Source organism: Streptomyces sp. NPDC051217 (assembly GCF_044455465.1).
Classification (GTDB): Bacteria; Actinomycetota; Actinomycetes; order Streptomycetales; family Streptomycetaceae; genus Streptomyces.
The window spans coordinates 538651-561060 of sequence record NZ_JBITEV010000003.1 but is presented as its reverse complement, the minus strand read 5'-3'; the positions used below and the strand labels follow the sequence as shown (position 1 = coordinate 561060).

Genomic DNA, 22410 nt, shown 5'->3' with positions numbered 1-22410 from the left:
GGGGCGCACGTCACAGTCGGCGCAGCGCGAACCACAGCTCCATCCGGACGTCCGCCTCGTCCAGGTCCGTCTCCAGCAAGGTCGCGCAGCGGGCGACGCGTTGACGCACGGTGTTGCGGTGGACCGACAGGGCCACCGCCGTACGGTCCCAACTGCCGTGCAGGGACAGCCAGGTCCGCAGGGTCTCCGTCAGTGCGGGGGAGTCCGCGATCGGCGACAGGAGGGCGCGGGCGTGGGCGGACGCCTCCTCAGGAGGGAGGAGCGCGGTCAGGGTGTCGGGGCCGGGGGCGCGGTGCCGCACGAGGGTGGCGCGGGTGGCCCGCGCGTGGCGCAGTGCGCGCCGGGCCTGGGTGTCCGCCTCGACCAGGTCCGCGGGGGCGGCGGGCTCGCTCACCCCGAGCGTCCAGCCCGGCTGCGCGGTGACCGGGCGGTCGGTGAGGACGCGCGCCGTGGTGCCGTCCGACTCGGCCAGGGCGCTGCCGAGAGCCGCCGCCAGCGCCGACGGGGCGAAGGGGGTGTCGCCGCCGTGGGCGTGCACCACGGTCCAGGGGCCGGGGCCGAGCAGAGGCGCCGCGTCGGCGGGTGTGGCGCCCAGCAGGAGCCGTACGAGCGCCGCCGAGCGTGCCGCCTCCGCCGCGCCCTGGTGCGGCGCGGTGAGCAGCGACAGGAGGACGACGGCGATGCCCGTGACGGTGTGGTCGCCGGCCTCCCGGCCGCTCGCGGCGACGCCGAGGACGAGGCCCTGGCCGCCGCCCAGCGCGTACGCGGCCAGGCGCGCGCCGCCGACGGTGTCGGTGGCCGTGCCGTGCGGCGGGTTCACCACGCGGGCCAGCCGGGCCAGCGCCGTACGGGATCCGGGCGCCGGGTCCCGGCCCGTGGTGAGCAACTGGGCGCCGTCGGGGGCGAACAGGACCGCGCGGCCACCGAGCCGGACCGCGAGCTGGCGCAGTACCGCCGGGACCGGGTCCGGGCGGGCGGCGGCGGCCGCGAGGCCCTGCTGGGCCTCCGTGACCCGGCGCAGTTCGCGGTGTCGGGCCTCGGCCATCAGCCGCCAGACCCCGCGCGCCACGGTGGTGAAGGGAGTGCGCCGGGGGATCTCCAGCAGCGGCAGCCTGTGCCGGCCGCACGCCTCGACGAGGCTGTCCGGGACCGCGTCGTACACCGGCGCGACCCCGAAGCCGAGCGCGGCGGCGCCCGCTTCGACGACCCTCCGTACGTAGGTGTCGGCGTGCGCGTCCGTGAGCTGTACGCCCGCCGTCAGCAGCAGCTCACCGCCGAGCAGATACGGGTACGGGTCGGCCATCTCCGAGGTGTGCACCCAGTGGATGTCGACCGGCGGCTGATCGTCGGCGAGCCCCGCGACCAGGCGCAGGCCGAGCGCGCCGTCCGCGAGCAGTGCGGCCAGAGGTACCGGCGGGGTGGGCGGAGCGGAAGGTTCCGGCATGGACGGTCCATCCATCGGCGGCGAGAAGAATGGATGAAACGTATACTTCAGCGTTTCTTTCCGGCCACCTACCGTCGACTCGCACACCACCGGACCCCCGGAATCCCCGGAGTCGATCAGGAGGAAGCCCCATGGCCCTGGACTACGCGGTGATCGTCGTCTATCTCGCCGGCATGCTCGCCATGGGCTGGTGGGGTATGCGGCGTGCCAAGTCCAAGAGCGAGTTCCTGGTGGCGGGCCGCCGGCTCGGCCCCTGGATGTACTCCGGCACGATGGCCGCGATCGTCCTCGGCGGCGCCTCCACCATCGGCGGTGTCGGCCTCGGCTACCAGTACGGCCTCTCCGGCGCCTGGATGGTCTTCGCCATCGGGCTGGGACTGCTGGCCCTCTCGGTGTTCTTCTCCGCGCGCATAGCCCGGCTGAAGGTCTACACCGTCTCCGAGATGCTCGACCTTCGGTACGGAGGACGCGCCGGCATCATCTCCGGGCTGGTCATGTGGGCCTACACCCTGATGCTCGCGGTCACCTCGACCATCGCGTACGCCACGATCTTCGACGTCCTGTTCGACATGCACCGCACCCTCGCGATCATCCTGGGCGGCGCGATCGTCGTCGCCTACTCGGCGCTCGGCGGCATGTGGTCGATCACGCTGACGGACATGGTGCAGTTCGTCGTCAAGACGATCGGTGTGCTGCTGCTCCTGCTGCCCATCGCGGTCGTCAAGGCGGGCGGCTTCGGCGAGATGAAGGCGAAGCTTCCTACGGAGTACTTCGACCCGCTGGGCATCGGCGGCGAGACGATCTTCACGTATGTGCTGATCTACACCTTCGGCATGCTGATCGGGCAGGACATCTGGCAGCGGGTCTTCACCGCGCGCACCGACACCACGGCGCGCTGGGGCGGCACCGTCGCCGGTACCTACTGTCTCCTCTACGCGATCGCCGGAGCCGTCATCGGCACCGCGGCCAAGGTCCTCTACCCGAAGCTGCCGAGCGCCGACGACGCGTTCGCCACCATCGTCAAGGACGAACTCCCGCCGGGCGTACGGGGGCTGGTGCTGGCCGCCGCGCTGGCCGCCGTGATGTCGACGTCCTCCGGCGCGCTGATCGCGTGCGCCACCGTCGCCAACAACGACATCTGGGCGCGGCTGCGGGGGCTCGTCGGACAGCGGCCGGCCGGGCCGGACGCCGTGGGGGAGCGGGACGAGGTGAAGGACAACCGCGCCTTCATCCTGGTCATGGGACTCGCCGTCATCTGTATCGCCATCGCGCTGAACGACGTCGTCGGCGCGCTGACCGTCGCGTACAACCTGCTCGTCGGCGGGCTGCTGGTGCCCATCCTCGGCGGCCTCCTGTGGAGGCGCGGCACCGTGCAGGGCGCGCTCGCCGCGATGATCGTGGGCGGGCTGACCGTCATCGGCCTGATGGCGTCCTACGGCATCCTGGCCAACGAGCCCATCTACTACGGGCTGCTCGCCTCGCTGGCGGTCTACCTGGTCGTCAGCCTCCTGACGAAGCCGACGGACGCGGCCGTGCTCGCCGCGTGGCGCCGCCGCCTCGCGGGCGAGGACGCGGAGGGTGCGGAGGGCGCGGAGGGCGCCGCCGGTACCGAGGGGGACGGCCGGCGGACCACCGTCCCCGCGGGAAGCTCGGGCTGAGCCTGGCCCCGCTTCACGGCTCCGCCCCGTGAACAATTCGTTCCCGATCGCCGGACGGGCCTCGTCGGCCCATACCGGCGGGTCTGCCAGGACGGGCGGAGCTGTCACTACCGGCAGCGCTGACAGCTCTGTCAGTGCTCTGCGTCATGCTGGATCCGAACACGCACCACGAAAGGCCTCGACGATGAACAGCGCAGCAGGACCCGAGAGCCCCGGCCCAGGCGTGGCCGAGAGCCGGGAGGGCGGACCGCGGGGGCCCGTCGACTCCTCCCGCGTGCCCCGGTTCGCGGGACCCGCCACCTTCGCCCGGCTGCCCAGGCTGGACGAGGTCGGGGCCGATGTCGCCGACATCGTCATTGTGGGAGTGCCCTTCGACAGCGGGGTGTCCTACCGGCCCGGCGCCCGCTTCGGCGGGAACGCGATCCGCGAGGCGTCCCGCCTGCTGCGCCCGTACAACCCCGCCCAGGACGCCTCGCCGTTCGCGCTCGCGCAGGTCGCCGACGCCGGTGACATCGCCGTCAACCCGTTCAACATCAACGAGGCCGTCGACACGATCGAGGCGGCGGCCGACGACCTGCTCGGAACGGGCGCGCGCCTGATGACCCTCGGCGGCGACCACACCATCGCGCTGCCGCTGCTGCGCTCGGTCGCGAAGAAGCATGGTCCCGTCGCGCTGCTCCACTTCGACGCGCACCTGGACACCTGGGACACGTACTTCGGCGCCGAGTACACGCACGGCACCCCGTTCCGGCGGGCCGTCGAGGAGGGCATCCTCGACACCGAGGCGCTGTCGCACGTCGGCACGCGCGGGCCGCTCTACGGCAGGAAGGACCTCGACGACGACCACCGCATGGGCTTCGGCATCGTCACCTCCGCCGACGTCATGCGGCGCGGGGTCGACGAGGTCGCCGACCAGCTGCGGCAGCGCATCGGGGACCGCCCGCTGTACATCTCGATCGACATCGACGTGCTCGACCCGGCCCACGCGCCCGGCACCGGCACCCCCGAGGCCGGCGGACTCACCTCCCGCGAGCTCCTCGAAATCCTCCGCGGCCTGGCCTCCTGCCACCTGGTCTCGGCGGACGTGGTCGAGGTCGCCCCGGCGTACGACCACGCGGAGATCACCTCCGTCGCCGCCTCCCACACCGCGTACGAACTGACCACGATCATGTCCCGCCAGATCTCGGAGGTCCGCGCGAAGTGACACACGATCACCACCACGAGATCCCCCGCTACACCCCCGAGCAGACCGCACAGGCCCTGAACCCGCCCGCCGGGCGCAACGGCGGCGACCTCGTCGTCGAGACGCTGCACGGCCTCGGCGCCACCACCGTCTTCGGTCTGCCCGGCCAGCACGCGCTGGGCATGTTCGACGCGCTGCGCCGCTCGGACCTGGAGTACGTCGGGCTGCGTGTCGAGAACAACGCCGGATTCGCCGCCGACGCCTACGGCCGCGTCACCGGCGAGGTCGCCCCCCTGCTGCTCTCCACCGGGCCGGGCGCGCTGACCTCGCTCGCCGCGCTCCAGGAGGCCGCCGCGGGGTCCTCGCCCGTACTCGCGATCTCCAGCCAGATCCCGTCGGCGGGCCTCGGCCGGGGCCGGCACGGCTATCTGCACGAACTGGTCGACCAGCAGGCCTCGTTCCGCGACATCGTCAAGTCCGTCCACCTCGTCCGTACGGCCTCCCAGATCCCGTCCGCGATCGCGGCGGCCTGGGAGTCCGCGCTCACCGCACCGCACGGACCCGTCTGGGTGGAGATCCCGCAGGACGTCCTCCTGAAGGAGACGACGCTGCCGCTCGTCACCGCCGTCGACGCCACCCCGCGCGAACTGCTGCCGCGCCCGGAGCTCATCGCCGTGGCGGCACACACCCTGTCGCACGCGGAGCGCCCCGTGATCATCGCGGGCGGCGGAGTCGTACGGGCGGACGCCGCGGGCAAGCTTCGGACCCTCGCCGAGAAGCTGGCCGCTCCCGTGGTCACCACCTTCGGCGGGAAGGGCGCGTTCCCCTGGGAGCACCCGCTGTCGCTCCAGTCCTGGCTGGAGGACCGGCACACCACCGACTTCCTGGAGGACGCGGACGTCGTACTGGTCGTCGGCTCCGGGCTCGGCGAGCTGTCCTCCAACTACTACACGTTCCGACCCCGCGGCCGGGTGATCCAGATCGAGGCCGACCTCGGCAAACTGGAGTCCAACCTCCCGGCTCTCGGTATCCACGCCGACGCGCGGGAGGCGCTGTCCGCGCTGCTGGAGTCGGTGACGGCACGGAGCGCCCCGGCCGCCGCCGAGTCCGCGCGGGACGCCGTCCGTACGGTGCTGGCGAAGGTACGGGAGCGGATCGGCGCCCAGGACCTGGAGCTGGAGCAGCGGGTGCTCGCCGCCGTACGGGACGCGCTGCCCGCCACCTCGCCCAGCTTCTGGGACATGACGATTCTCGCCTACTGGGCCTGGTCCGCCTGGCCCGGCGCGATGCACTCCGGCCAGGGCGCCGGCGGTCTCGGCTACGGCTTCCCGGCGGCCCTGGGCGCGGCGGCGGCCGACGTCACGAAGCCGGTCCTCGCGGTCTCGGGCGACGGCGGCGCGATGTACTCGATCGCCGAGCTGGCCACGGCCCGGCAGTACGACCTCCCCGTCACCTGGCTGATCGTGGACGACGGCGGCTACGGCGTCCTGCGCGAGTACATGAAGGACGCCTACGGCGAGACCACGGGCACCGAGCTGACCCGCCCGGACTTCGTCGCGCTGGCCGAGTCCTTCGGAGTGCCGGCGGCCCGCACGAGCCCCGAGTCGCTGCGTGAGGACCTGTCGAAGGCGCTGGCGGCCCCCGGGCCGTCGGTGGTGGTACTCCCGGCGCTCCTGAAGCTGTTCGCCCCGACACATCTGCCCGCCGCGCGGTAGCACAGGCCATCGCCAGACGCACTACGGCGTTGGTCCTGGTTCCTCCGGCGAGCGCCTCGGTCCCGCGACGGGTATTTGTTGCAGCGGGATGAATTCCGCACGTGGGCGCGTTGATGCCTTCCGGCAGGGGGTCCACGGGGGACGCCCGCGTACCGACAAGCGGCAGGGCAGACGGAGGGCGGCAGACAGTGGCGGCGGAGCGAACAGACCCCGAGCGCGAAAGGCCGGGCGGGAGCACGGCCGGAGTGAACGAGGCCGGTGTGAGCGAGGCCGGCGCGGGCAGGGCGGGAGTGACCGGGGCCGAGGACGACAAAGCCGGCGTGAGCCAGGCCGGGGAGGCCGGGGAGGGCAAGGGCGGCTGGGCCCGGCGTCTCATCGGCTACGCCTGGCGCTACCGGCGCAACGTCATCCTCGCCCTCGGCTCCTCCCTCGTCGGCATGGCCGTCATGGCCCTCGTCCCGCTGATCACCAAGGTCGTCATCGACGACGTCATAGGCACCGGCACCCGGTCCATCGGCGTGTGGACCGGCCTCCTCATAGCCGCGGCCGTCGTCATCTATGCCATGACCTACATCCGCCGCTACTACGGCGGACGTCTCGCCCTGGACGTCCAGCACGACCTCCGTACGGAGATGTACGGCACCATCTCCGGGCTCGACGGCCGTCGCCAGGACGAGCTCTCCACCGGACAGGTCGTCGGCCGCGCCACCAGCGACCTCCAGCTCATCCAGGGCCTGCTCTTCATGCTGCCGATGACCATCGGCAACGTCCTGCTCTTCGTCATCTCCCTCGTGATCATGGCGTGGCTCTCGCTGCCCCTGACGCTCGTCGCACTCGGTGTCGCCCCCGCGCTCTGGTACATCGCCCGCCGCAGCCGCACCCGGCTGCACCCCGCCACCTGGTACGCCCAGTCGCAGGCCGCGACCGTCGCGGGAGTCGTCGACGGATCCGTCTCCGGCGTACGCGTGGTCAAGGGCTTCGGCCAGGAGGACCAGGAGACCGGCAAACTGCGCGCCGCGGGCCGCAAGCTGTTCGCGGGCCGACTGCGTACGATCAAGCTCAACTCCCGCTACACACCAGCCCTCCAGGCCGTACCGGCCCTCGGGCAGGTCGCGATGCTCGCGCTCGGCGGCTGGCTCGCCACCCGCGGCCAGATCACGCTCGGCACGTTCGTCGCCTTCTCCACCTACCTCGCACAGCTCGTCGGTCCCGTCCGCATGCTCGCCATGGTCCTGACCGTCGGCCAGCAGGCCCGCGCGGGCGTCGAGCGGGTCCTCGAACTCATCGACACCGAGCCGTCGATCGAGGACGGCACGAAGGAGCTCCCCGCCGACGTCGAGGCGTCCGTCGAGTTCGACGACGTGACGTTCTCCTACGAAGACGGCCGCACCGTCCTGGAGGGCTTCTCGCTGGAGATCCGCCCCGGCGAGACCGTCGCCGTCGTCGGCTCCTCCGGCAGCGGCAAGTCCACCGTCTCGCTGCTCCTGCCGCGCTTCTACGACGTGACGCACGGCGCCGTCCTCGTCGGCGGCCACGACGTACGCGAACTGACCGTCGAATCACTGCGCGCAGCGATCGGGCTCGTACCGGAAGACAGCTTCCTCTTCTCCGACACCGTCCGCGCCAACATCGCCTACGGCAAGCCCGACGCCACCGACGAGGAGATCGAGCGCGCCGTCCGCGCGGCCCAGGCCGACCGCTTCATCGCCGAACTGCCCGCCGGCTACGACACCACCGTCGGTGAACAGGGCCTGACCCTCTCCGGCGGCCAGCGCCAGCGCATCGCCCTGGCCCGCGCGATCCTCACCGACCCCCGTCTGCTGCTCCTGGACGACGCCACGTCCGCCGTCGACGCCCGCGTCGAGCACGAGATCCACGAGGCGCTGCGCTCGGTGATGGCCGGCCGGACGACGCTGCTGATCGCCCACCGCCGCTCCACCCTCGGCCTCGCGGACCGTATCGCCGTGCTCGACGGAGGACGGCTCTCCGACATCGGCACCCACGACGAACTCCAGGAACGGTCCGCCCTCTACCGGCGGCTGCTCACGGACCCCGACGAGCTCGGCGGCGTCTCACCGGGCCATGTCCCGGCCGTCGTCGGCGGTACGGCAGCCGAGGACGACCGCACCGTCCAGGAGGAGATGGACGCCGAGTTCGACGCCGAACGGGGCATCACCCCCACCTTGTGGGAACGGGAGGAGGCGCCCGCCGAGGAGTCGGCGGCGCCCGGCGCGACACCCGAACTGCTCGCGCAGGTGGAGGCGTTGCCCCCGGCCACCGACGTCCCGTCGATCGACGAGGCCCGCGCCGTCGCCTCCGAGTCGTCCTACGGGCTGCGCCGCCTGCTGCGCGGCTTCGGACTGCCTCTGGCCGCCAGCCTGGCCATGGTCGCCGTGGACGCCGGAATGGGCCTGCTGCTGCCGGTCCTGATCAGGCACGGCATCGACGAAGGCGTGGAACAGCTCGCGCTCGGCGCGGTGTGGGCGGCGTCCCTGCTGGGTCTCGTCGTCGTGGTGGTCCAGTGGACGGCCCAGGTGGGCGAGACGCGGATGACCGGCCGCACCGGCGAGCGGGTCCTGTACTCGCTGCGCCTGAAGATCTTCGCGCAGCTCCAGCGGCTCGGACTCGACTACTACGAGCGCGAGTTGACCGGTCGCATCATGACCCGCATGACGACGGACGTGGACGCGCTGTCCACCTTCCTGCAGACCGGACTCGTCACGGCCTTCGTCTCCGTCGTCACCTTCTTCGGCATCCTCGTCGTGCTCATGGTCATCGACGTGGAGCTGGCGCTGGTGGTCTTCGCGACGCTGCCCGTGCTGATCGTCGGAACGGTCTTCTTCCGGCGCAAGAGCGTCAAGGCGTACGAGCTGGCGCGCGAGCGGATCAGCGTCGTCAACGCCGATCTCCAGGAGTCCGTGTCCGGGCTTCGCATCGTCCAGGCCTTCGGGCGCGAGAAGGACGGCGCGCGGCGGTTCGCGGACCGCAGCGACCACTACCGGCAGGCGCGGGTGCGTGGCCAGTGGCTGATCTCCGTCTACTTCCCGTTCGTCCAGCTGCTGTCGTCGGTGGCCGCGGCGGCCGTACTGATCGTGGGCGCGGCCCGGGTGGAGTCGGGGACGCTGACGACCGGCGCGCTCGTCGCGTATCTCCTCTACATCGAGCTGTTCTTCGCGCCCGTGCAGCAGTTGTCGCAGGTCTTCGACGGCTACCAGCAGGCGGCGGTCTCGCTGGGGCGCATCCAGGAGCTGCTGCGCGAGCCGACCTCCACCGAGGAGTCGAGGACACCGCTCGCCGTGGAGTCGCTGCGCGGCGAGATCGCCTTCGAGGACGTGCACTTCGCGTACGGGACCCTGGAGGGTGGTCCGGCCGAGGCCGGCGGCGCCGGTGACCCGGGCGAGGCCGTCGTACCGACCAGGGCGCCCGTCCGGGAGGAGACCGCCCTCATGGGTATCAACCTCCGTATACCGGCGGGTCAGACGGTCGCCTTCGTCGGTGAGACGGGCGCGGGCAAGTCCACGCTCGTCAAGCTCGTCGCCCGCTTCTACGACCCGACGTCCGGCCGCGTCACGGCGGACGGCACCGACCTGCGCGACCTGGACATGACCGCCTACCGGCACCGCCTCGGCGTCGTACCGCAGGAGGCGTACCTCTTCGCGGGGACCGTGCGCGACGCCATCGCGTACGGGCGGCCCGGGGCCACCGACGCCGAGGTGGAGGCGGCGGCCCGCGCGGTCGGCGCGCACGAGATGATCGCGACGCTGGACGGCGGCTATCTGCACGAGGTCGCCGAGCGGGGCCGTAATCTCTCGGCCGGTCAGCGGCAGTTGATCGCGCTGGCCCGTGCCGAGCTGGTCGACCCGGACGTACTGCTCCTGGACGAGGCGACCGCCGCGCTCGACCTCGCCTCCGAGGGGCTGGTCAACCAGGCGACGGACCGGCTTTCGGGGCGGCGGACGACGCTGGTCGTCGCGCACCGGCTGACGACGGCCGCGCGCGCGGACCGGGTGGTCGTACTGGACCACGGCCGGGTCGTGGAGGACGGCACGCACGCGGAACTGCTCACGCACGGCGGCGCGTACGCGCGGCTGTGGCGTAGCTTCATCGGCGAGGGGGAGCCCGAGGCGGAGGCTCAGGAGGAGACGGCCACCGTCGCGGGGGCGTGACGGCGCGGGCTCACCACCGGAGGGTGGGGGCGCCGTCCGCGTCGAGGGTCTCCGCCAGGAGGTCGGCGTAGCGGCGCAGATCCTCGTGCCAGCCGACGAAGGACGCGAAGTCCCGCATATGGATGGCGAGTCGGAGGGTGGCCGCGCGCGCGGTGCCCGGCGGGAGCGCTGCGCCGGTGTCCTCGGCGTCCTCCTTACGGAGGTAGCCGGCGAGCAGGGCGCGCGCCGCGGCCGGGTAGTCCACGGGCGGGCCCTGGCCGGCCGCGCCGAGACCGCGCGTGGCGGCGGAACGCAGCTCGTGCAGCTCACCGAGGATCCAGCCGAGGTCGAGTGCCGGGTCGCCGCCGGTGACCTCTTCGCCGGTGAGCAGGACGCTGTGGTCACCGGCAGGGGAGGGGACCAGCCAGCCGGTGCTGGGGGCGCCGTGCAGCAGGACCGCACCTCCCCTGCCGGGTGGTTGACGCGCTGCCTCGGCCCAGTCGGTCAGCCGGGTCCACAGGCGCGGGCCGAGCCGGTCGTGGGCCAGGACGCGCAGCCGGGCGCCGTCCTCCCCTTCGTCGGGCGCGCCCGAGATCCAGGCCAGGAGCCGCCGTACGCCGTGGTGCGGCGGTGCGGGCTCCGTGAACTCCCAGGGCACGTCGTGCAGTTGCCGCAGCGTCCGCCCCACCTCCGACAGCGCCCGTACGGAGAGCCGGTAGCCGGTCTCGTCACCGGACGGCAGCAGCCGGGCCACCGAGACGGCGCCGGGCACGCGGTACACCAGCCCGCCGCCCTCCTCGGACGCCGCGGCCCTTTCACCGAGCGCGTGCCGGGCGCCGGAGCCCGCGCCCGTACCGGAGGCGACGGCGGCGTTCACCCGGCGCAGGGCCGCGCCGACCGCGGGCGAGGGAGGAAACTGCGGCCCGTCGTGGGCAGGCCCGGGTACCCGCAGCCAGCTGAACCGGCCGTCGCCGTGGTACCGCACGCTGATCCGCAGATACCGGGTGCCGTACTCGCGTACGGTCACCGACCCGGCGGCCCCCGCGGGCCGTACCGCCGCGGGGACCGCCGGAGCGTCCGCCGGAGCGTCCGCCCGGTCAGCCACGGCCGTCCCGTCGCCGGACCGCCTCGACGATCTCCCGCGCGTCCTGGAGCGCGGCCTCCTGGCCCTCGGTGAAGAGCACACCACCGCAGTTGAGGATCACCTCGTCCACCCCGGCGTCGCGGTACTCGCCGAGCACACCCGCGATGTGACCGGCGGAGCCGTACACGTACGTCCCGCTGTCCACCAGGGCGACGGCACCCGCCCGCCCGCGCGGGGGCGGTTTCCGGCGCGGGCGCCGGGTCCTTGGGGGGTGCCGTGACGGTGGTGCTCGTCGTGGTCGCCTGTCGTTTCCCGCTGTCCTGGCTGTCCTTGCCGCCCTTGCCGCCCTTGTCCTTGCCGTCGCGCAGCGTCTGGCCGTGCACCAGCTCCTGGTAGAGCGCGGAGCGCGTCAGCAGTTCCTCGTGCGTACCCCGGTCGACGATGTGCCCCTCGTCCACGACCACGATCAGGTCGGCGTCCTGGACGGTCGAGATGCGGTGCGCGACCGCGATCACCGCGCGTTCGGCGGCGAGTTCACGCATCAGCGCCCGCAGCCGCTCCTCGTTCTCGCTGTCGAGCTGGGATGTCGGCTCGTCGAAGAGGACGACGCGAGTCTCCCGGAGCAGCACGCGGGCCGCCGCCAGCCGTTGCCGCTGACCGCCCGACAGGTCCTCGGCGCGGCCGAGTTCGGTGTCGAGACCGTTCGGCAGCGCTTCCACGGCCGCGCGCAGCCCGAGCGTCTCCAGCGCCCGCCACAGCTCCGTGTCCGGTACGTCGGTGTCCTGGCCGAGCTGGAGGTTCTGGCGCACCGTGCCCTCGACGAGGGTGAAGCTCTGGTCGACGTAGCTGATCTGGCCGCGCAGTTGGTGCAGCGGCCACTCCTCGACCGGGAACCCGCAGATCGAGATCCGTCCCGAGTCCGGCAGCAGGAAGCGTTCGGTGAGGCCGAGCAGTGTCGTCTTGCCGGCGCCTTCACGCCGTACGCGCCGGAGGGGGAGGGTCAGGATGTGCGCGGCGATCCGGAACCGGGCCTCGGAGACCAGGGCCTCACCGGCGCGGGCGAGCAGGAAGGAGCCGATGGCCGACGCGAGGCCCGCCCCGAGCGCGAGACCGGCCATCGCGAGCATGGGGCGGATCGGCCGTTCGTCCTGGCCGAGGGCGATCACCAGGTCACGGACTTGGAGCGGAAGCATGAGCGTGGCGACGGCGGAGAGCATGCTCATCACCACCGCACCGGCGACGGCGGTCTTCCGGCCCTCCAGGAGCTGGGCGAAGACGCGCAGTTCGTCGGTGCTGGCCGGACGTGGTTCTGCCTTGGCCATGGTGGTGGCTCTCCTCAAGCTTGCGGTTGCATCCGGTCACTTTCGGTCGCACGGCCGACGGTTCAGGGCGCGGCCCCGGCCCCGGTATCGGCGTCGGTGTGGGCGTCGGTGTGGGCACTGGCGCTGGCGCTGGGGTCGGTGTTGCTTTCGGTCTCTGTGGTGGTGTCGGTGCGGGCGTTGGCCTGGGTGTCGGTGTGGGCGGTGGCGTCCGCGCTGGTCGGTGTGGAGGCGGGGCACGTGACCGTCCAGGGCCAGGGCGCCGAGTCGAGGTTCCGGGCGGGGTCGGCGGGGTCGACGTTCGCCGCGGCGCAGGCCGCCGAGAGCTCGGCGGCGGTGGGGCGCTCGCGCCCCTTCTCGGCGGCGGCCACGAAGGCACGGGCCACCACATGCGAACGGTGCTCACCGAAGCTGAGTCCGCGCATGCCGGTGCGGTCGTCCTTCGGCTCCCACGCGGCCGTCACGCCCGGGGCCACGACATGCGCGAACGCGGGAGGCGGGCCCTCGGGCAGCCCGGTGGCCAGGGCGCTCTCCGTCAACGCGTCGACCACGCCCCAGGATTCGGAACTCAGATAGACCACCATGCCGTCGTTGCGCGGCAGGCTGGCCGGGTTCGAGATGATCTTCGCCCGGTAGATCGCCGACCGGCTCTCCAGCGTGCTCAGTACGGAGTTCCACAGGGCGGGCGCCTGTTCGGCGTCGGCCACCCGCAGATACATGCGCAGCAGATCGCCCCCGCCCGTACGGCCCTTGCCGCTGTCCACCAGGAAGAAGCCCGGCGAGATCAGCGGGCGGGCGGAGGGAAGGGCCATCAGGACCACGGGGCGCGCCGGGTCGCCGACCGTACGGCCGGTCTCCCGCAGCGTCACCGAGTCGGGCACGTTCAGGCGCAGACCGTCGATCTCCACCACGCGCCGCCCGGCGGCCGTGCGCCGGTCGGTGAGGACGGCGGGCGCGACCGTCGCCGCGTGGGGGGTCGCCTCTGCGATCCGGGTCTCGTACTCCGGTGCGCGCAGGGTCTTGGGCGCCTTGCGGTCGCGTATCCCGCGGCCGGTGTGCAGCACCTCGTAGAGAGCGCGGGCGAGCGTGAAGCGCATCGCGGACGGGGACTCGGCGGTGACCTCGTCGTCGCCCACCCAGGCGGTCCTGCCGTCCGCCGTGATCCGGACGGAGTCCAGCGCGTTCTGAAGTCCCGTGGAGAGGAGCGGCGTGGGGGCCGTCGGCTCAGCAGGTCGCGCCGGCTCGGTGCCGGGACTGTCCGCGAGGTCCGCGCCTGTGGCCGTAGCCGTAGCCGTAGCCGTGCCTGTGGCCGTACCCGTAGCCGTGCCCGTGACCGTGCTCATGCGGCCTCCCCGAGTCCCACCGTGGAGACGAAGCTCCGCGGATCAAGCAGCGCGGTCCGGCCGATTCCCGCCGCCGCCCGGACGATGGCCGACAGGCGGCCGTTCTCCTTGGTCGAGGCGATCAGCCGGTCGATCAGATGCCATCCGGCGTAGGACGTGGCCCGTACGACGAGTCCTTCGTCGCCGGGGCCGCCGCCCTCGCGGTAGCCGCGGTGGAACGCGGCGATCAGCGGCAGCACGCGGTCCAGCTCCACGCTGCCGCGCGCCACGACCTCCTCGTGGGTGAGCGTCGCCGAGAACGCGTCGTCCGTCTCCTGCGAGGGAATCCGGAGCACCGCCCGGTGCAGCCATTCGCCGACGTACGCCCCGACGTCACGCGCCGGGTCGCCGAGCCGGAACTCTTCCCAGTCGTTGACGTACAACGCCGCCTCCGTGGCCAGGAACTGATCCAGCCTCAGATCACCGTGGATCGGCACGCGCGCCGCGTCGGTCTCGGTCGCCCGGAGCCGTTCGAGCCCGTCGAGCAGCGCCCCGTCGCGTTGCAGCAGCCCCCAGCCCTGGATGAACGCACCGGTGGCGTTGACGTAGTGCTCCAATGGCAGCGACCGCAGGTCCTCGACGGGCGGGTACGGGTGTGGGTCCGGCTCGGGGAAGTCCTAGGGCAGGAGGGCAGTTGGTGCAGGGCGGCCACCGTGCGGCCCGCCTCCGCGGACGTCGCCTCGGTGAACTCGTCCTCCGCGGCGAGCTCGCTGCCCGACCGGATGTCGTCGAGCATCCCGAAGACGAGTAGGCGCCCCTCCTCGTCGCCTCCCAGGAATTCCGGGCGGGGGAAGGGGGATTGGCCGCGATTCATCAGGCGCTCGAATGACATGAGCCGCTGGTAGCGCTTCAGGGATTCCTTGGGATTCCCTTTGAGGCGCTTCACGAATACGGCTTTGCCGCTGTCGGTCACGCCCGACCAGTTGTCGTTGCGGCCGGGATAGGAGAAGACCTCCGAGGCGTTGAGTGAACCCAAGTCGAGCTGGACGAGGAGCTGTTCGACCGATGCGTCCACGGGACTGTCGACAGCCGACGCGGAAGACCGGCCCTGCGGGTATTGAATCTTTCGCCCGCCACAGCCGTTTTCTATCGCGGGACGCCGTCGGCGGACAACGAATTGACCGCCATCGGCCACCATCGGCTGGGGCAGGGCTCGATGGGTAACGCGCACGACTGCCGGGCGGCCGTTGGGACGGCCGGTCCGCAGCCGTCGGGCCGCCTCCACGCGGGTCGGCGGCGCGACCGTTGGACCGCCTCCACACGGGTCAGCGGGGAAAACCGTACCCGCGTGGGAGGCGGCGCGAGGTTCTGGCCGACGAACGGCGGTCGGTGACGATTCCTCCGCTAACCGTCACTCGACGCCGCCGCCCGGGGGCCCACCTGTCCGAACCGAGAATTCCGTATTCTCGTCGCCCGTGTGCGGTGGGTGATGCGTTGCGCAACCGCGTAGTGCTTGTTCTACGGGCGTCGGGTCGTGGATTCGACGGGGCTCAGACGATTCTTCGCCGTACGGCCCACACAACCGCTTCGATCGGCGTTTCGACGTCGACCCGTTCGCATATCGTCCGCAGTTTTCGGCGCAGTGTGCGGTCGCTCATTCCCATCCTGCGCGCGACCTGCGCCATGGTGCAGCCCTGCGAGACGAGTTGAAGGATTCTCAAGTGATCATTTTCCAGTCCGAGGTGGGGGGCTCTGAGGACACTTCGTGGATTCACCTGTATCAACCTCACGGTTGTCCGGCGGTGAGGCGCCGGATTCCGAGGTGCTCGACGGCTCGAAACAAGAAGCTCGTTCCCAGTGCTGCCGCCGGAAGAGCTGCTGTCTCCGGTTCGATCGAGCGTGGTCCGAGAAGTATGGATTTCCGGTCTACGCGTCAGTCAATTCCTTCCCCCGTTTCAGTCATCGGACCGGAGTGGTAATCCGGTCCGTCCGCCCGTGACGCGGGAGTTTCCTCCCCCGTGTGCGAGGTGGGCGAGGCGCCGGCCACCCGCGGCCATGACACCCCTCCACCTCGCCTCCACTTCGTATGTTCAAACGGTCCGGTGGGGGAGGTGAACAGGGCGCGATGTGATCGCCCTGTGCTGTCGACCCGTCACCGGTCGGTCCGGGGGGTGCCCGCACGGTCTCCCAGCTTCAGTTTTCCGCCCGCTCGGAGGGCGTCTGAGGGAGGTGCGACACGCCCGGAATATGTGATGCAGATCACAGCATCCTTTGGCGATGATCGTTAGTCGGGTCGGGGCGGTGATGTCCGGAACGTCGCGACTGGATACCTCGGCAGGGTGTCCGCCCCGATCCGTCGCGGGTGCGGTCGGTGATCCGCCGAGACCCGTCGGGAGGGTCCCGCACACCGCCCGCGGGGTGGGGCCCACGAGGGGAGAAACGATCCCTGGGCAACCAATTCGGGGCGCCGGGAGCCCGGTTGATAAACGGCCGAATGGCGGGAGGTAAGGCGCCCGGGGCGGGCGCGGGGGAGGCGGTATTCCGGACAGGGCGAGGTGCCCGGCCGGTTACGCGGAGGAAAGGCGATGCCCTTGTTGTGACAGCCGTGTTAAGTGTCCGTGGAGGTGGGCGAGCCCACTCCCGCCAGGGCGCGGAATTGTGCTTCGAAGGGCCCGCGATCGGTTCCGTTTCCGATCCCCTAACGTTTCTCCACTCCCTCTCCGTGCTCCCTCCGTGCTGTCTTCGCGCCTCCTTCGTGCTCCCTCCGTTCCCTCCGCGCCTCCTCCGCGCCTCCTCCGCGCCTCCTTCGCGTCCTCTTCGCGTCTCCTCCGTCGCCGCGTGGCCGAGGCGGGAACGCGGCACGCGGGAGGCGCCATCCGGGTGCGAGCGGCTCGTGGGGGCTGGCGGCGCGGGTGCCTCCCCGGCTAGGTTCGCGGGCGTCTGTCATGAACACAGGGAGTGTGAATGCGCAAGGCGCTGAGATGGCTGCTGTCGCTCGTGCTGCTCGTCGGCACGCTGGGCACGGCCGGCGCGGCAACGGCCGCCGACGGGAACGCGGGATCCGCGGCCCCCGACATCAAGGACCAAATCCTCGCCATCCCGGGGATGAGCCTGATCGAGGAGAAGCCGTACCCCGGTTACCGATACTTCGTCCTCAACTACACCCAGCCGGTCGACCACAAACGGCCGTCGAAGGGCACCTTCAAGCAGCGCCTCACGCTGCTGCACAAGGACACCAGCCGCCCCACCGTGTTCTTCACGAGTGGGTACGGCGTGTCCACCAACCCGAGCCGCAGTGAGCCCACGCGCATCATCGACGGCAACCAGGTATCGCTCGAATACCGTTTCTTCACGCCGTCCCGTCCCGACCCGGCCGACTGGTCGACGCTCGACTACGAGCAGGCCGCGGCCGACCAGCACCGGATCTTCGGCGCGCTGAAGAAGATCTACCCGAAGAAGTGGCTCTCCACCGGAGGCTCGAAGGGCGGCATGACCGCCACGTACTACGAGCGCTTCCACCCGCAGGACATGGATGGTGTCGTCGCCTACGTCGCGCCCAACGACGTGGTGAACAAGGAAGATTCCGCTTACGACCGCTTCTTCGAGAAGGTCGGCACCGAGGAGTGCCGCGACAAGCTCAACGCCGTGCAGCGCGAGGCGCTGGTCAGGCGCGAGCCGCTGGAGAAGATGTACGCGGCGTGGGCCGAGGCGGAAGGCGCGACGTTTACCACCGTCGGCACGCTCGACAAGGCGTACGAGGCTGTGGTGCTCGACTTCGTCTGGGCCTTCTGGCAGTACAGCCTGGAAGCCGACTGCGCGGACATCCCGCCGGCCACCGCGTCGGACGAGGAGATCTACAACATCATCGACGCGATCTCCGGCTTCTCCTTCTACACCGACCAGGGCCTCGCCGGGTACACGCCGTACTACTACCAGGCGGGCACCGAACTCGGCGCGCCCACCGTCAAGCTGCCCCACCTGGGCAACCTGAGCCGCTACGGCTACCAGCCGCCGCGGAACTTCGTCCCGCGCGACATCCCCATGAAGTTCCGTCCGTGGGAGATGCCGTCCGTCGACAACTGGGTCCGCCACCACGCGAACCGGATGATGTTCGTCTACGGCGAGAACGACCCGTGGGGCGCCGAGCGCTTCCGCCTCGGCCGCGGCACGCGTGACAGCCACGTGTTCACCGCGCCGGGCGCCAACCACGGCGCCAATGTCGCCGGTCTCGTGGCCGACGAACAGGCGAAGGCCACGGCCCGCATCCTCGACTGGGCGGACGTCGCACCGGCCGCCGTACAGCAGGACGCCGCGAAGGCGAAGCCGCTGGCCGCGTACGACGCGAAGCTCGACAAGAAGGATCTGGAGCGGATGCCGACGCTCCGTCAGTAGTCCGCAGACACGGAACCGCCACCGGCGCAGACAAGGGGGGCGCACCGGTGGCGGTGTGCTGCCCGGCCACAGGCGGCCTGGAGAGGGGAGTCAGCGATCGTAGCCAGTGAGTACGAGGGCCGACACCGCGCTGCGGAATGCCGACGGGAGCACATGAAATAGGACGTACGGGAGGCGCCGGAGGTTCCCAGGAAGCGAAGATTCCGCTGATTTCGCTGAAAAGGTGTGCTAGGGCCTGATCCGAAAGACAGGCCCTGGGCCCGTACGCGACCCCACCCCCCTCAACTGTGTCCGGCGGGCAGCCGGTTAATCTCCTCGCCCATGACCGCATCCGAACCCGCCTACATCCGTGACACCCGAGCCGGCTACAACGCCATCGCCGCCGACTACGCCGAACTCAGCAAGTCCCAACCGGAGGCCGACCCTCTGGGGCGCGCGATGCTCGGCACCTTCGCCGAGTACATACGGGCCGACGGCGCCGGTCCCGTCGTCGAGATCGGCAGCGGACCCGGCCATATGAGCGCCCATCTGCGCACGCTCGGCCTCGATGTCTCCGGCATCGACCTGTCGCCGGTGATGGTCGCGATGGCGGGCCGGAGCTACCCCGAGCTGCGGTTCGTGGAAGGGTCGATGACCGACCTGGACCTGCCGGAAGGCTCCCTCGCCGGCCTCGTCGCCTGGTACTCGATCATCCACATCATCCCGGAGGAACTGCCCCACGTCTTCGCGCAGTTCCACCGGGTCCTGGCCCCCGGCGGCCGGCTGCTGCTCGCCTTCCAGGTCGGCGACGAGCCCCGGCACTACGACGAGGCGTTCGGCCACCGCGTCAGCCTCGACTTCCGCAGGCTCTCCCCCGACCGGATCACCGAGCTGCTGGCACGGGCAGGCTTCCTGGTGGCCGCCCGGCTCCTGCGTGAGCCCTACGACAAGGAGCCGACCCCCCACGCCCACATCCTGGCCCGCAAGCCCCCGCATCCCGAGCCCGAGCCCGAGCCCGAGCAGCCCTGACCTCTGAACCCCTGACCTCCGACCGCAGCGGTCAGACCGCGGACCGCGGACTTTGGATCTCGGACCTCCCGGCCTCCGTCAGTGTCCCCGCGCCAGCAGCGCCTCCAGATGCTCGCGACCGGGGACGAGCAGGCCGGGGAAGTCCGCCGCGTCCGCGTACCAGCGCTTCTCGTACTCCCAGCAGAGCCACCCGTCGTCCCCGTCCCCGGCGAACAGACCGACACACTCACCCAACGGCAGCACCCCCGCGCCCAGCGCCAACGGCGTGGTGTCCTCCGCCGACGCGATGTCCTTCACCTGTACGTAGCCGAGGTGCGGCGACAGCGACGCATGGCTGGTGACGGGGCGTTCACCACCGAGCCAGGTGTGCATCACGTCCCAGAGCGCACCCACCTGCTGGTGGCCCACAAGCCCGAGGATGCGCATCGCGTCGGCGCCCGTGCGGTGCGAGTCGTGCGTCTCCAGCAGGATCCGCACCCCCGACTCCGCGGCGAGCGGCGCCGCGGCGGCCAGTCGGCGGGCCGCCGTGGCGTCTGCGGCCTCGGGGTCCTGGTCGCCGCCGCCCGGGAAGACGCGTATGTACGAGGCGTCCAGGTCCCGCGCCAGCCAGATCAACTCGTCCAGCTCCTGGCTCAACTGCTCCTCGTCACCGCCTTCGGACGCCACCCGCGCATAGCCCGCCACCGTCAGGACCTCGACTCCGTGGCGCTTGAACTCATCGACCACGGCGGCCCGTTCGTGCGCGCCGATACCCGGATGTACGGGCTCCTCCGGATGGGCGCGCAACTCCACACCCTGGTAGCCGGTCCGATTGGCCAGGGCGACGACCTCGGGGATGGGAAGGCCAGGGACGCCGAGGGTCGAGAAGGCGAATTTCATTCCGTCTTTCCTTTCACGAGAAAGAGCCTGCGGCGGACCGGTCGACGAGCGGGAGCCGCCAGTCCTGGCCGACCAGGTCCGCTCCGTAGGAACGGTGCGGTTCCTCGGCGACGAGGGTGAATCCCGCCCGCACATACAGCTTCCGGGCAGCGCTCAGGACGTCGTTGGTCCACAGCACCACCTCCCGGTACCCCGCGTCGCGCGCGAAATCCACGACCGCCTCGATCAGTCGCTCGCCCAGGCCGTGCCCCCGAGCCTCCGGCTCGACGAGCAGGAGCCGCAGCCGCGCGGTGCCGGGTGACTCGTCCCGTACGCACATCACCGAGCCCACCGGCCGGCCGTCGAGCTCGGCTATCCACACCCGCTCCAGCCGCTCGTCGTGATCCGCCGCGTAGTCGGCGACGATCCTGGCGACCAGGCCCTCGAAAGCGGTGTCCCACCCGTACTCCGCCGCGTACACCGCGCCGTGCCGCTGCACGATCCAGCCCAGATCGCCCGGGGCCGGCTCGCGCAGCACGGGCCCGCCACGCCGGGAGGGCGCCCTGCGGCCCTCGGCGGGACTCTCCTCGGCGCTCAGCAGCTCCCTGGCCGTCCGCAGCGCCTCCACGAGACGCGGGCGCTGGTCCGGCTCGACCCGGTCCAGCAGTGTGCCGACCGCCTCGCGCGAGCGTTCGTCGAGCAGCGCGGCGGTCCCGCGCCCCTGCGGGGTCAGCGTGACCCGCTGCCGCCGGGCGTCCTGCTCGGACGGGGTCCGCTCGACCAGTCCGTCCCGCTCGAATTTGGTGAGCATTCTGCTCAAATAGCCCGCGTCCAGCGACAGTTCGGCACGGAGCTCGGCCGCGTCCGTACGTGGCGCGTGCGCGAGCTCGTACAGCAGCCGTGACTCGGTCAGCGTGTATGGCGTGTAGAGGTGCTTGCTGTAATTCAGCGCGCCGATGAGGTTCGTGTAGAAGCGGTTGAACGCGCGAATCTCCTGGATGGTCATGGAGGTCCCCCGACCCGTCGCTCGATATTTTTCTTGACTGAGTCAACGGTACGTCGGGGTCGCCAAGATCGGCAAGACACTCGATCGGGTGAACCCCCGGTCCCGGTCCTGGCCCGGCCCCGGTCCTGTCCGAGCCCGGCGTCGCACCCGCACCCGCCCTCAGCTCGGAGCCGGCCCCGCCCCTGTTCCCTGGGGCCTGTTCCTCAGCCCCGCGGCGGCGCCGTCGAAGCCCGTGCCATCAATTCCGCGGCGATCGTCGCGATCCCACCCGGCGGCGGAGCCTCCGTCCCCATCGCGAGCCGCCCGGCCCGCGCCCCCGCCTCGTACAGGGGCAGCCGCACCGTCGTCAGCGCCGGTACCGCGTCGACCGAGAACGGCAGATCGTCGAAGCCCGCCACCGAGATGTCCTGCGGAATCCGCAGCCCCTGGTCCCGCACCGCCGCACACGCGCCGAGGGCCACCGTGTCGTTCGCCGCGACCACCGCCGTCAGGTCCGGCGCCCGCCGCAGCAGCTCCAGCGTCGCCTCGTAGCCCGAGCGCCGGTCGTAGGGGCCGTGCACCGTCAGCGGACCCTGGTCGTCCGTCAGCCCCGCGGCGGCAAGCGCCGCCCGGTGGCCCTCCAGCCGGTGCCGGGTGGTGGTGCGTTCTGCCGGGCCCGCGACGTATCCGATCCTGCGGTGCCCCAGCGCCAGCAGATGCTCGGTGAGCCGCCGCCCGCCACCCCTGTTGTCGAAGGCGAGCGAGGCGACGACCGCGCTGCTGCCCGGCAGCGGAGGCCGCCCGCACAGCACCACGTGCGTCCCCGCGTCGGCGAGCTTGGTCAGCTTGGCCGACATCGCCGCGATATGGGTCGGATCTTCGAGGGCGCCACCCGTGAGGATCACGGCGGCGGCCCGCTGGCGCTGGAGAAGGGTGAGATAGGTCAGCTCCCGTTCCGGGGAGCCGCCCGTGTTGCAGACGACCGCGAGCTTCTCGCCGCCGGCCCGGCCGCTTCCCTCCTGGCCGCCGATCTCGGTCTGGGCGGCCCCGGCCATGATCCCGAAGAACGGGTCGGCGATGTCGTTGACCAGGATTCCGACCAGGTCGGACGTGGCTGCGGCGAGCGAGCTGGCCGGTCCGTTGAGCACGTAGTCCAGCTCGTCCACCGCCCGCAGCACGCGCTCCCTGGTGGACGCGGCCACCGGGTAGTTGCCGTTTAGTACGCGGGAGACGGTGGCGGGGGACACCCGGGCGCGGGCAGCCACATCGGCCAGGGTGACTGTCATCGGCGGTTCCT

General features: G+C 71.5%; 15 protein-coding genes. 6 read left to right on the top strand and 9 right to left on the bottom strand.

Annotation, left to right across the window (positions count from 1 at the left end; genetic code table 11):
• Positions 1 to 10: 10 nt before the first annotated feature.
• Positions 11 to 1444 carry a PucR family transcriptional regulator gene (locus tag ACIBBB_RS10630; protein WP_398980623.1) on the bottom strand — a complete coding sequence of 478 codons (1434 nt, stop codon included), beginning with the start codon at positions 1442 to 1444 and terminating at the stop codon, positions 11 to 13.
• A 131-nt stretch (positions 1445 to 1575) separates the two neighbouring features.
• Between ACIBBB_RS10630 and ACIBBB_RS10625 the strand changes: the two genes are divergently transcribed.
• The 4 genes from ACIBBB_RS10625 to ACIBBB_RS10610 all read left to right on the top strand — a co-directional run bounded on the left by ACIBBB_RS10625 (position 1576) and on the right by ACIBBB_RS10610 (position 10166).
• Entirely contained in the window at positions 1576 to 3102 is a 1527-nt protein-coding gene (locus ACIBBB_RS10625) for a sodium:solute symporter (protein ID WP_398980622.1), read from the top strand.
• A 184-nt stretch (positions 3103 to 3286) separates the two neighbouring features.
• Positions 3287 to 4306 carry an agmatinase gene (speB, locus tag ACIBBB_RS10620; RefSeq protein ID WP_398980621.1) on the top strand — a complete coding sequence of 340 codons (1020 nt, stop codon included), beginning with the start codon at positions 3287 to 3289 and terminating at the stop codon, positions 4304 to 4306.
• Positions 4303 to 6000 (top strand): thiamine pyrophosphate-binding protein, encoded by a 1698-nt coding sequence (locus ACIBBB_RS10615; RefSeq protein WP_398980620.1) that lies wholly within the window; start codon positions 4303 to 4305, stop codon positions 5998 to 6000. The genes speB and ACIBBB_RS10615 overlap by 4 nt, the downstream gene beginning before the upstream one ends.
• A gap of 320 nt (positions 6001 to 6320) precedes the next feature.
• On the top strand, positions 6321 to 10166 hold the full coding sequence (locus ACIBBB_RS10610) for an ABC transporter ATP-binding protein (protein WP_398980782.1): 3846 nt from the start codon (positions 6321 to 6323) through the stop codon (positions 10164 to 10166).
• A 10-nt stretch (positions 10167 to 10176) separates the two neighbouring features.
• On the opposite strand, the gene ACIBBB_RS10605 is transcribed toward ACIBBB_RS10610, so the two are convergent.
• The 5 genes from ACIBBB_RS10605 to ACIBBB_RS10585 form a co-directional block, all read right to left on the bottom strand.
• Positions 10177 to 11172, bottom strand: coding sequence for a hypothetical protein (locus tag ACIBBB_RS10605; RefSeq protein ID WP_398980619.1), 996 nt, complete (start codon positions 11170 to 11172; stop codon positions 10177 to 10179).
• The gene (locus ACIBBB_RS10600; RefSeq protein WP_398980618.1) at positions 11169 to 12551 is read right to left on the bottom strand and encodes an ATP-binding cassette domain-containing protein; all 1383 of its coding nucleotides are present in this window, start codon (positions 12549 to 12551) and stop codon (positions 11169 to 11171) included. Before ACIBBB_RS10600 ends, ACIBBB_RS10605 begins: the two co-directional genes overlap by 4 nt.
• Before the next feature lie 62 nt (positions 12552 to 12613).
• A complete protein-coding gene (locus ACIBBB_RS10595) occupies positions 12614 to 13891 on the bottom strand; it encodes a T3SS effector HopA1 family protein (RefSeq protein WP_398980617.1) in 1278 nt (425 codons plus the stop codon).
• Entirely contained in the window at positions 13888 to 14487 is a 600-nt protein-coding gene (locus ACIBBB_RS10590) for a hypothetical protein (protein ID WP_398980616.1), read from the bottom strand. Before ACIBBB_RS10590 ends, ACIBBB_RS10595 begins: the two co-directional genes overlap by 4 nt.
• Positions 14488 to 15420: 933 nt before the next feature.
• Complete coding sequence (locus tag ACIBBB_RS10585) at positions 15421 to 15591, bottom strand: LuxR C-terminal-related transcriptional regulator (protein ID WP_242571732.1); 171 nt, start codon at positions 15589 to 15591, stop codon at positions 15421 to 15423.
• Between the two features lie 1243 nt (positions 15592 to 16834).
• Between ACIBBB_RS10585 and ACIBBB_RS10580 the strand changes: the two genes are divergently transcribed.
• Positions 16835 to 18262, top strand: coding sequence for a S28 family serine protease (locus ACIBBB_RS10580; RefSeq protein ID WP_398980615.1), 1428 nt, complete (start codon positions 16835 to 16837; stop codon positions 18260 to 18262).
• Between the two features lie 321 nt (positions 18263 to 18583).
• Positions 18584 to 19270, top strand: coding sequence for a class I SAM-dependent DNA methyltransferase (locus ACIBBB_RS10575; RefSeq protein ID WP_398980613.1), 687 nt, complete (start codon positions 18584 to 18586; stop codon positions 19268 to 19270).
• 78 nt (positions 19271 to 19348) lie between these two features.
• Here ACIBBB_RS10575 and ACIBBB_RS10570 read toward each other — a convergent pair whose 3' ends face one another.
• The 3 genes from ACIBBB_RS10570 to ACIBBB_RS10560 all read right to left on the bottom strand — a co-directional run bounded on the left by ACIBBB_RS10570 (position 19349) and on the right by ACIBBB_RS10560 (position 22399).
• Complete coding sequence (locus tag ACIBBB_RS10570) at positions 19349 to 20149, bottom strand: sugar phosphate isomerase/epimerase family protein (protein WP_398980612.1); 801 nt, start codon at positions 20147 to 20149, stop codon at positions 19349 to 19351.
• Positions 20150 to 20162: 13 nt separating this feature from the next.
• A complete protein-coding gene (locus ACIBBB_RS10565) occupies positions 20163 to 21134 on the bottom strand; it encodes a GNAT family N-acetyltransferase (protein ID WP_398980611.1) in 972 nt (323 codons plus the stop codon).
• Positions 21135 to 21337: 203 nt separating this feature from the next.
• Positions 21338 to 22399, bottom strand: coding sequence for a LacI family DNA-binding transcriptional regulator (locus tag ACIBBB_RS10560; RefSeq protein ID WP_398980610.1), 1062 nt, complete (start codon positions 22397 to 22399; stop codon positions 21338 to 21340).
• Positions 22400 to 22410: the final 11 nt, after the last annotated feature.

Coding starts and splice junctions, on each gene's coding strand:
- ACIBBB_RS10600 (WP_398980618.1), bottom strand. CDS start 12,551: ATGGCCAAGGCAGAACCACGTCCGGCCAGCACCGACGAACTGCGCGTC.
- ACIBBB_RS10595 (WP_398980617.1), bottom strand. CDS start 13,891: ATGAGCACGGTCACGGGCACGGCTACGGGTACGGCCACAGGCACGGCT.
- speB (WP_398980621.1), top strand. CDS start 3,287: ATGAACAGCGCAGCAGGACCCGAGAGCCCCGGCCCAGGCGTGGCCGAG.
- ACIBBB_RS10570 (WP_398980612.1), bottom strand. CDS start 20,149: ATGAAATTCGCCTTCTCGACCCTCGGCGTCCCTGGCCTTCCCATCCCC.
- ACIBBB_RS10565 (WP_398980611.1), bottom strand. CDS start 21,134: ATGACCATCCAGGAGATTCGCGCGTTCAACCGCTTCTACACGAACCTC.
- ACIBBB_RS10560 (WP_398980610.1), bottom strand. CDS start 22,399: ATGACAGTCACCCTGGCCGATGTGGCTGCCCGCGCCCGGGTGTCCCCC.
- ACIBBB_RS10580 (WP_398980615.1), top strand. CDS start 16,835: ATGCGCAAGGCGCTGAGATGGCTGCTGTCGCTCGTGCTGCTCGTCGGC.
- ACIBBB_RS10630 (WP_398980623.1), bottom strand. CDS start 1,444: ATGCCGGAACCTTCCGCTCCGCCCACCCCGCCGGTACCTCTGGCCGCA.
- ACIBBB_RS10625 (WP_398980622.1), top strand. CDS start 1,576: ATGGCCCTGGACTACGCGGTGATCGTCGTCTATCTCGCCGGCATGCTC.
- ACIBBB_RS10575 (WP_398980613.1), top strand. CDS start 18,584: ATGACCGCATCCGAACCCGCCTACATCCGTGACACCCGAGCCGGCTAC.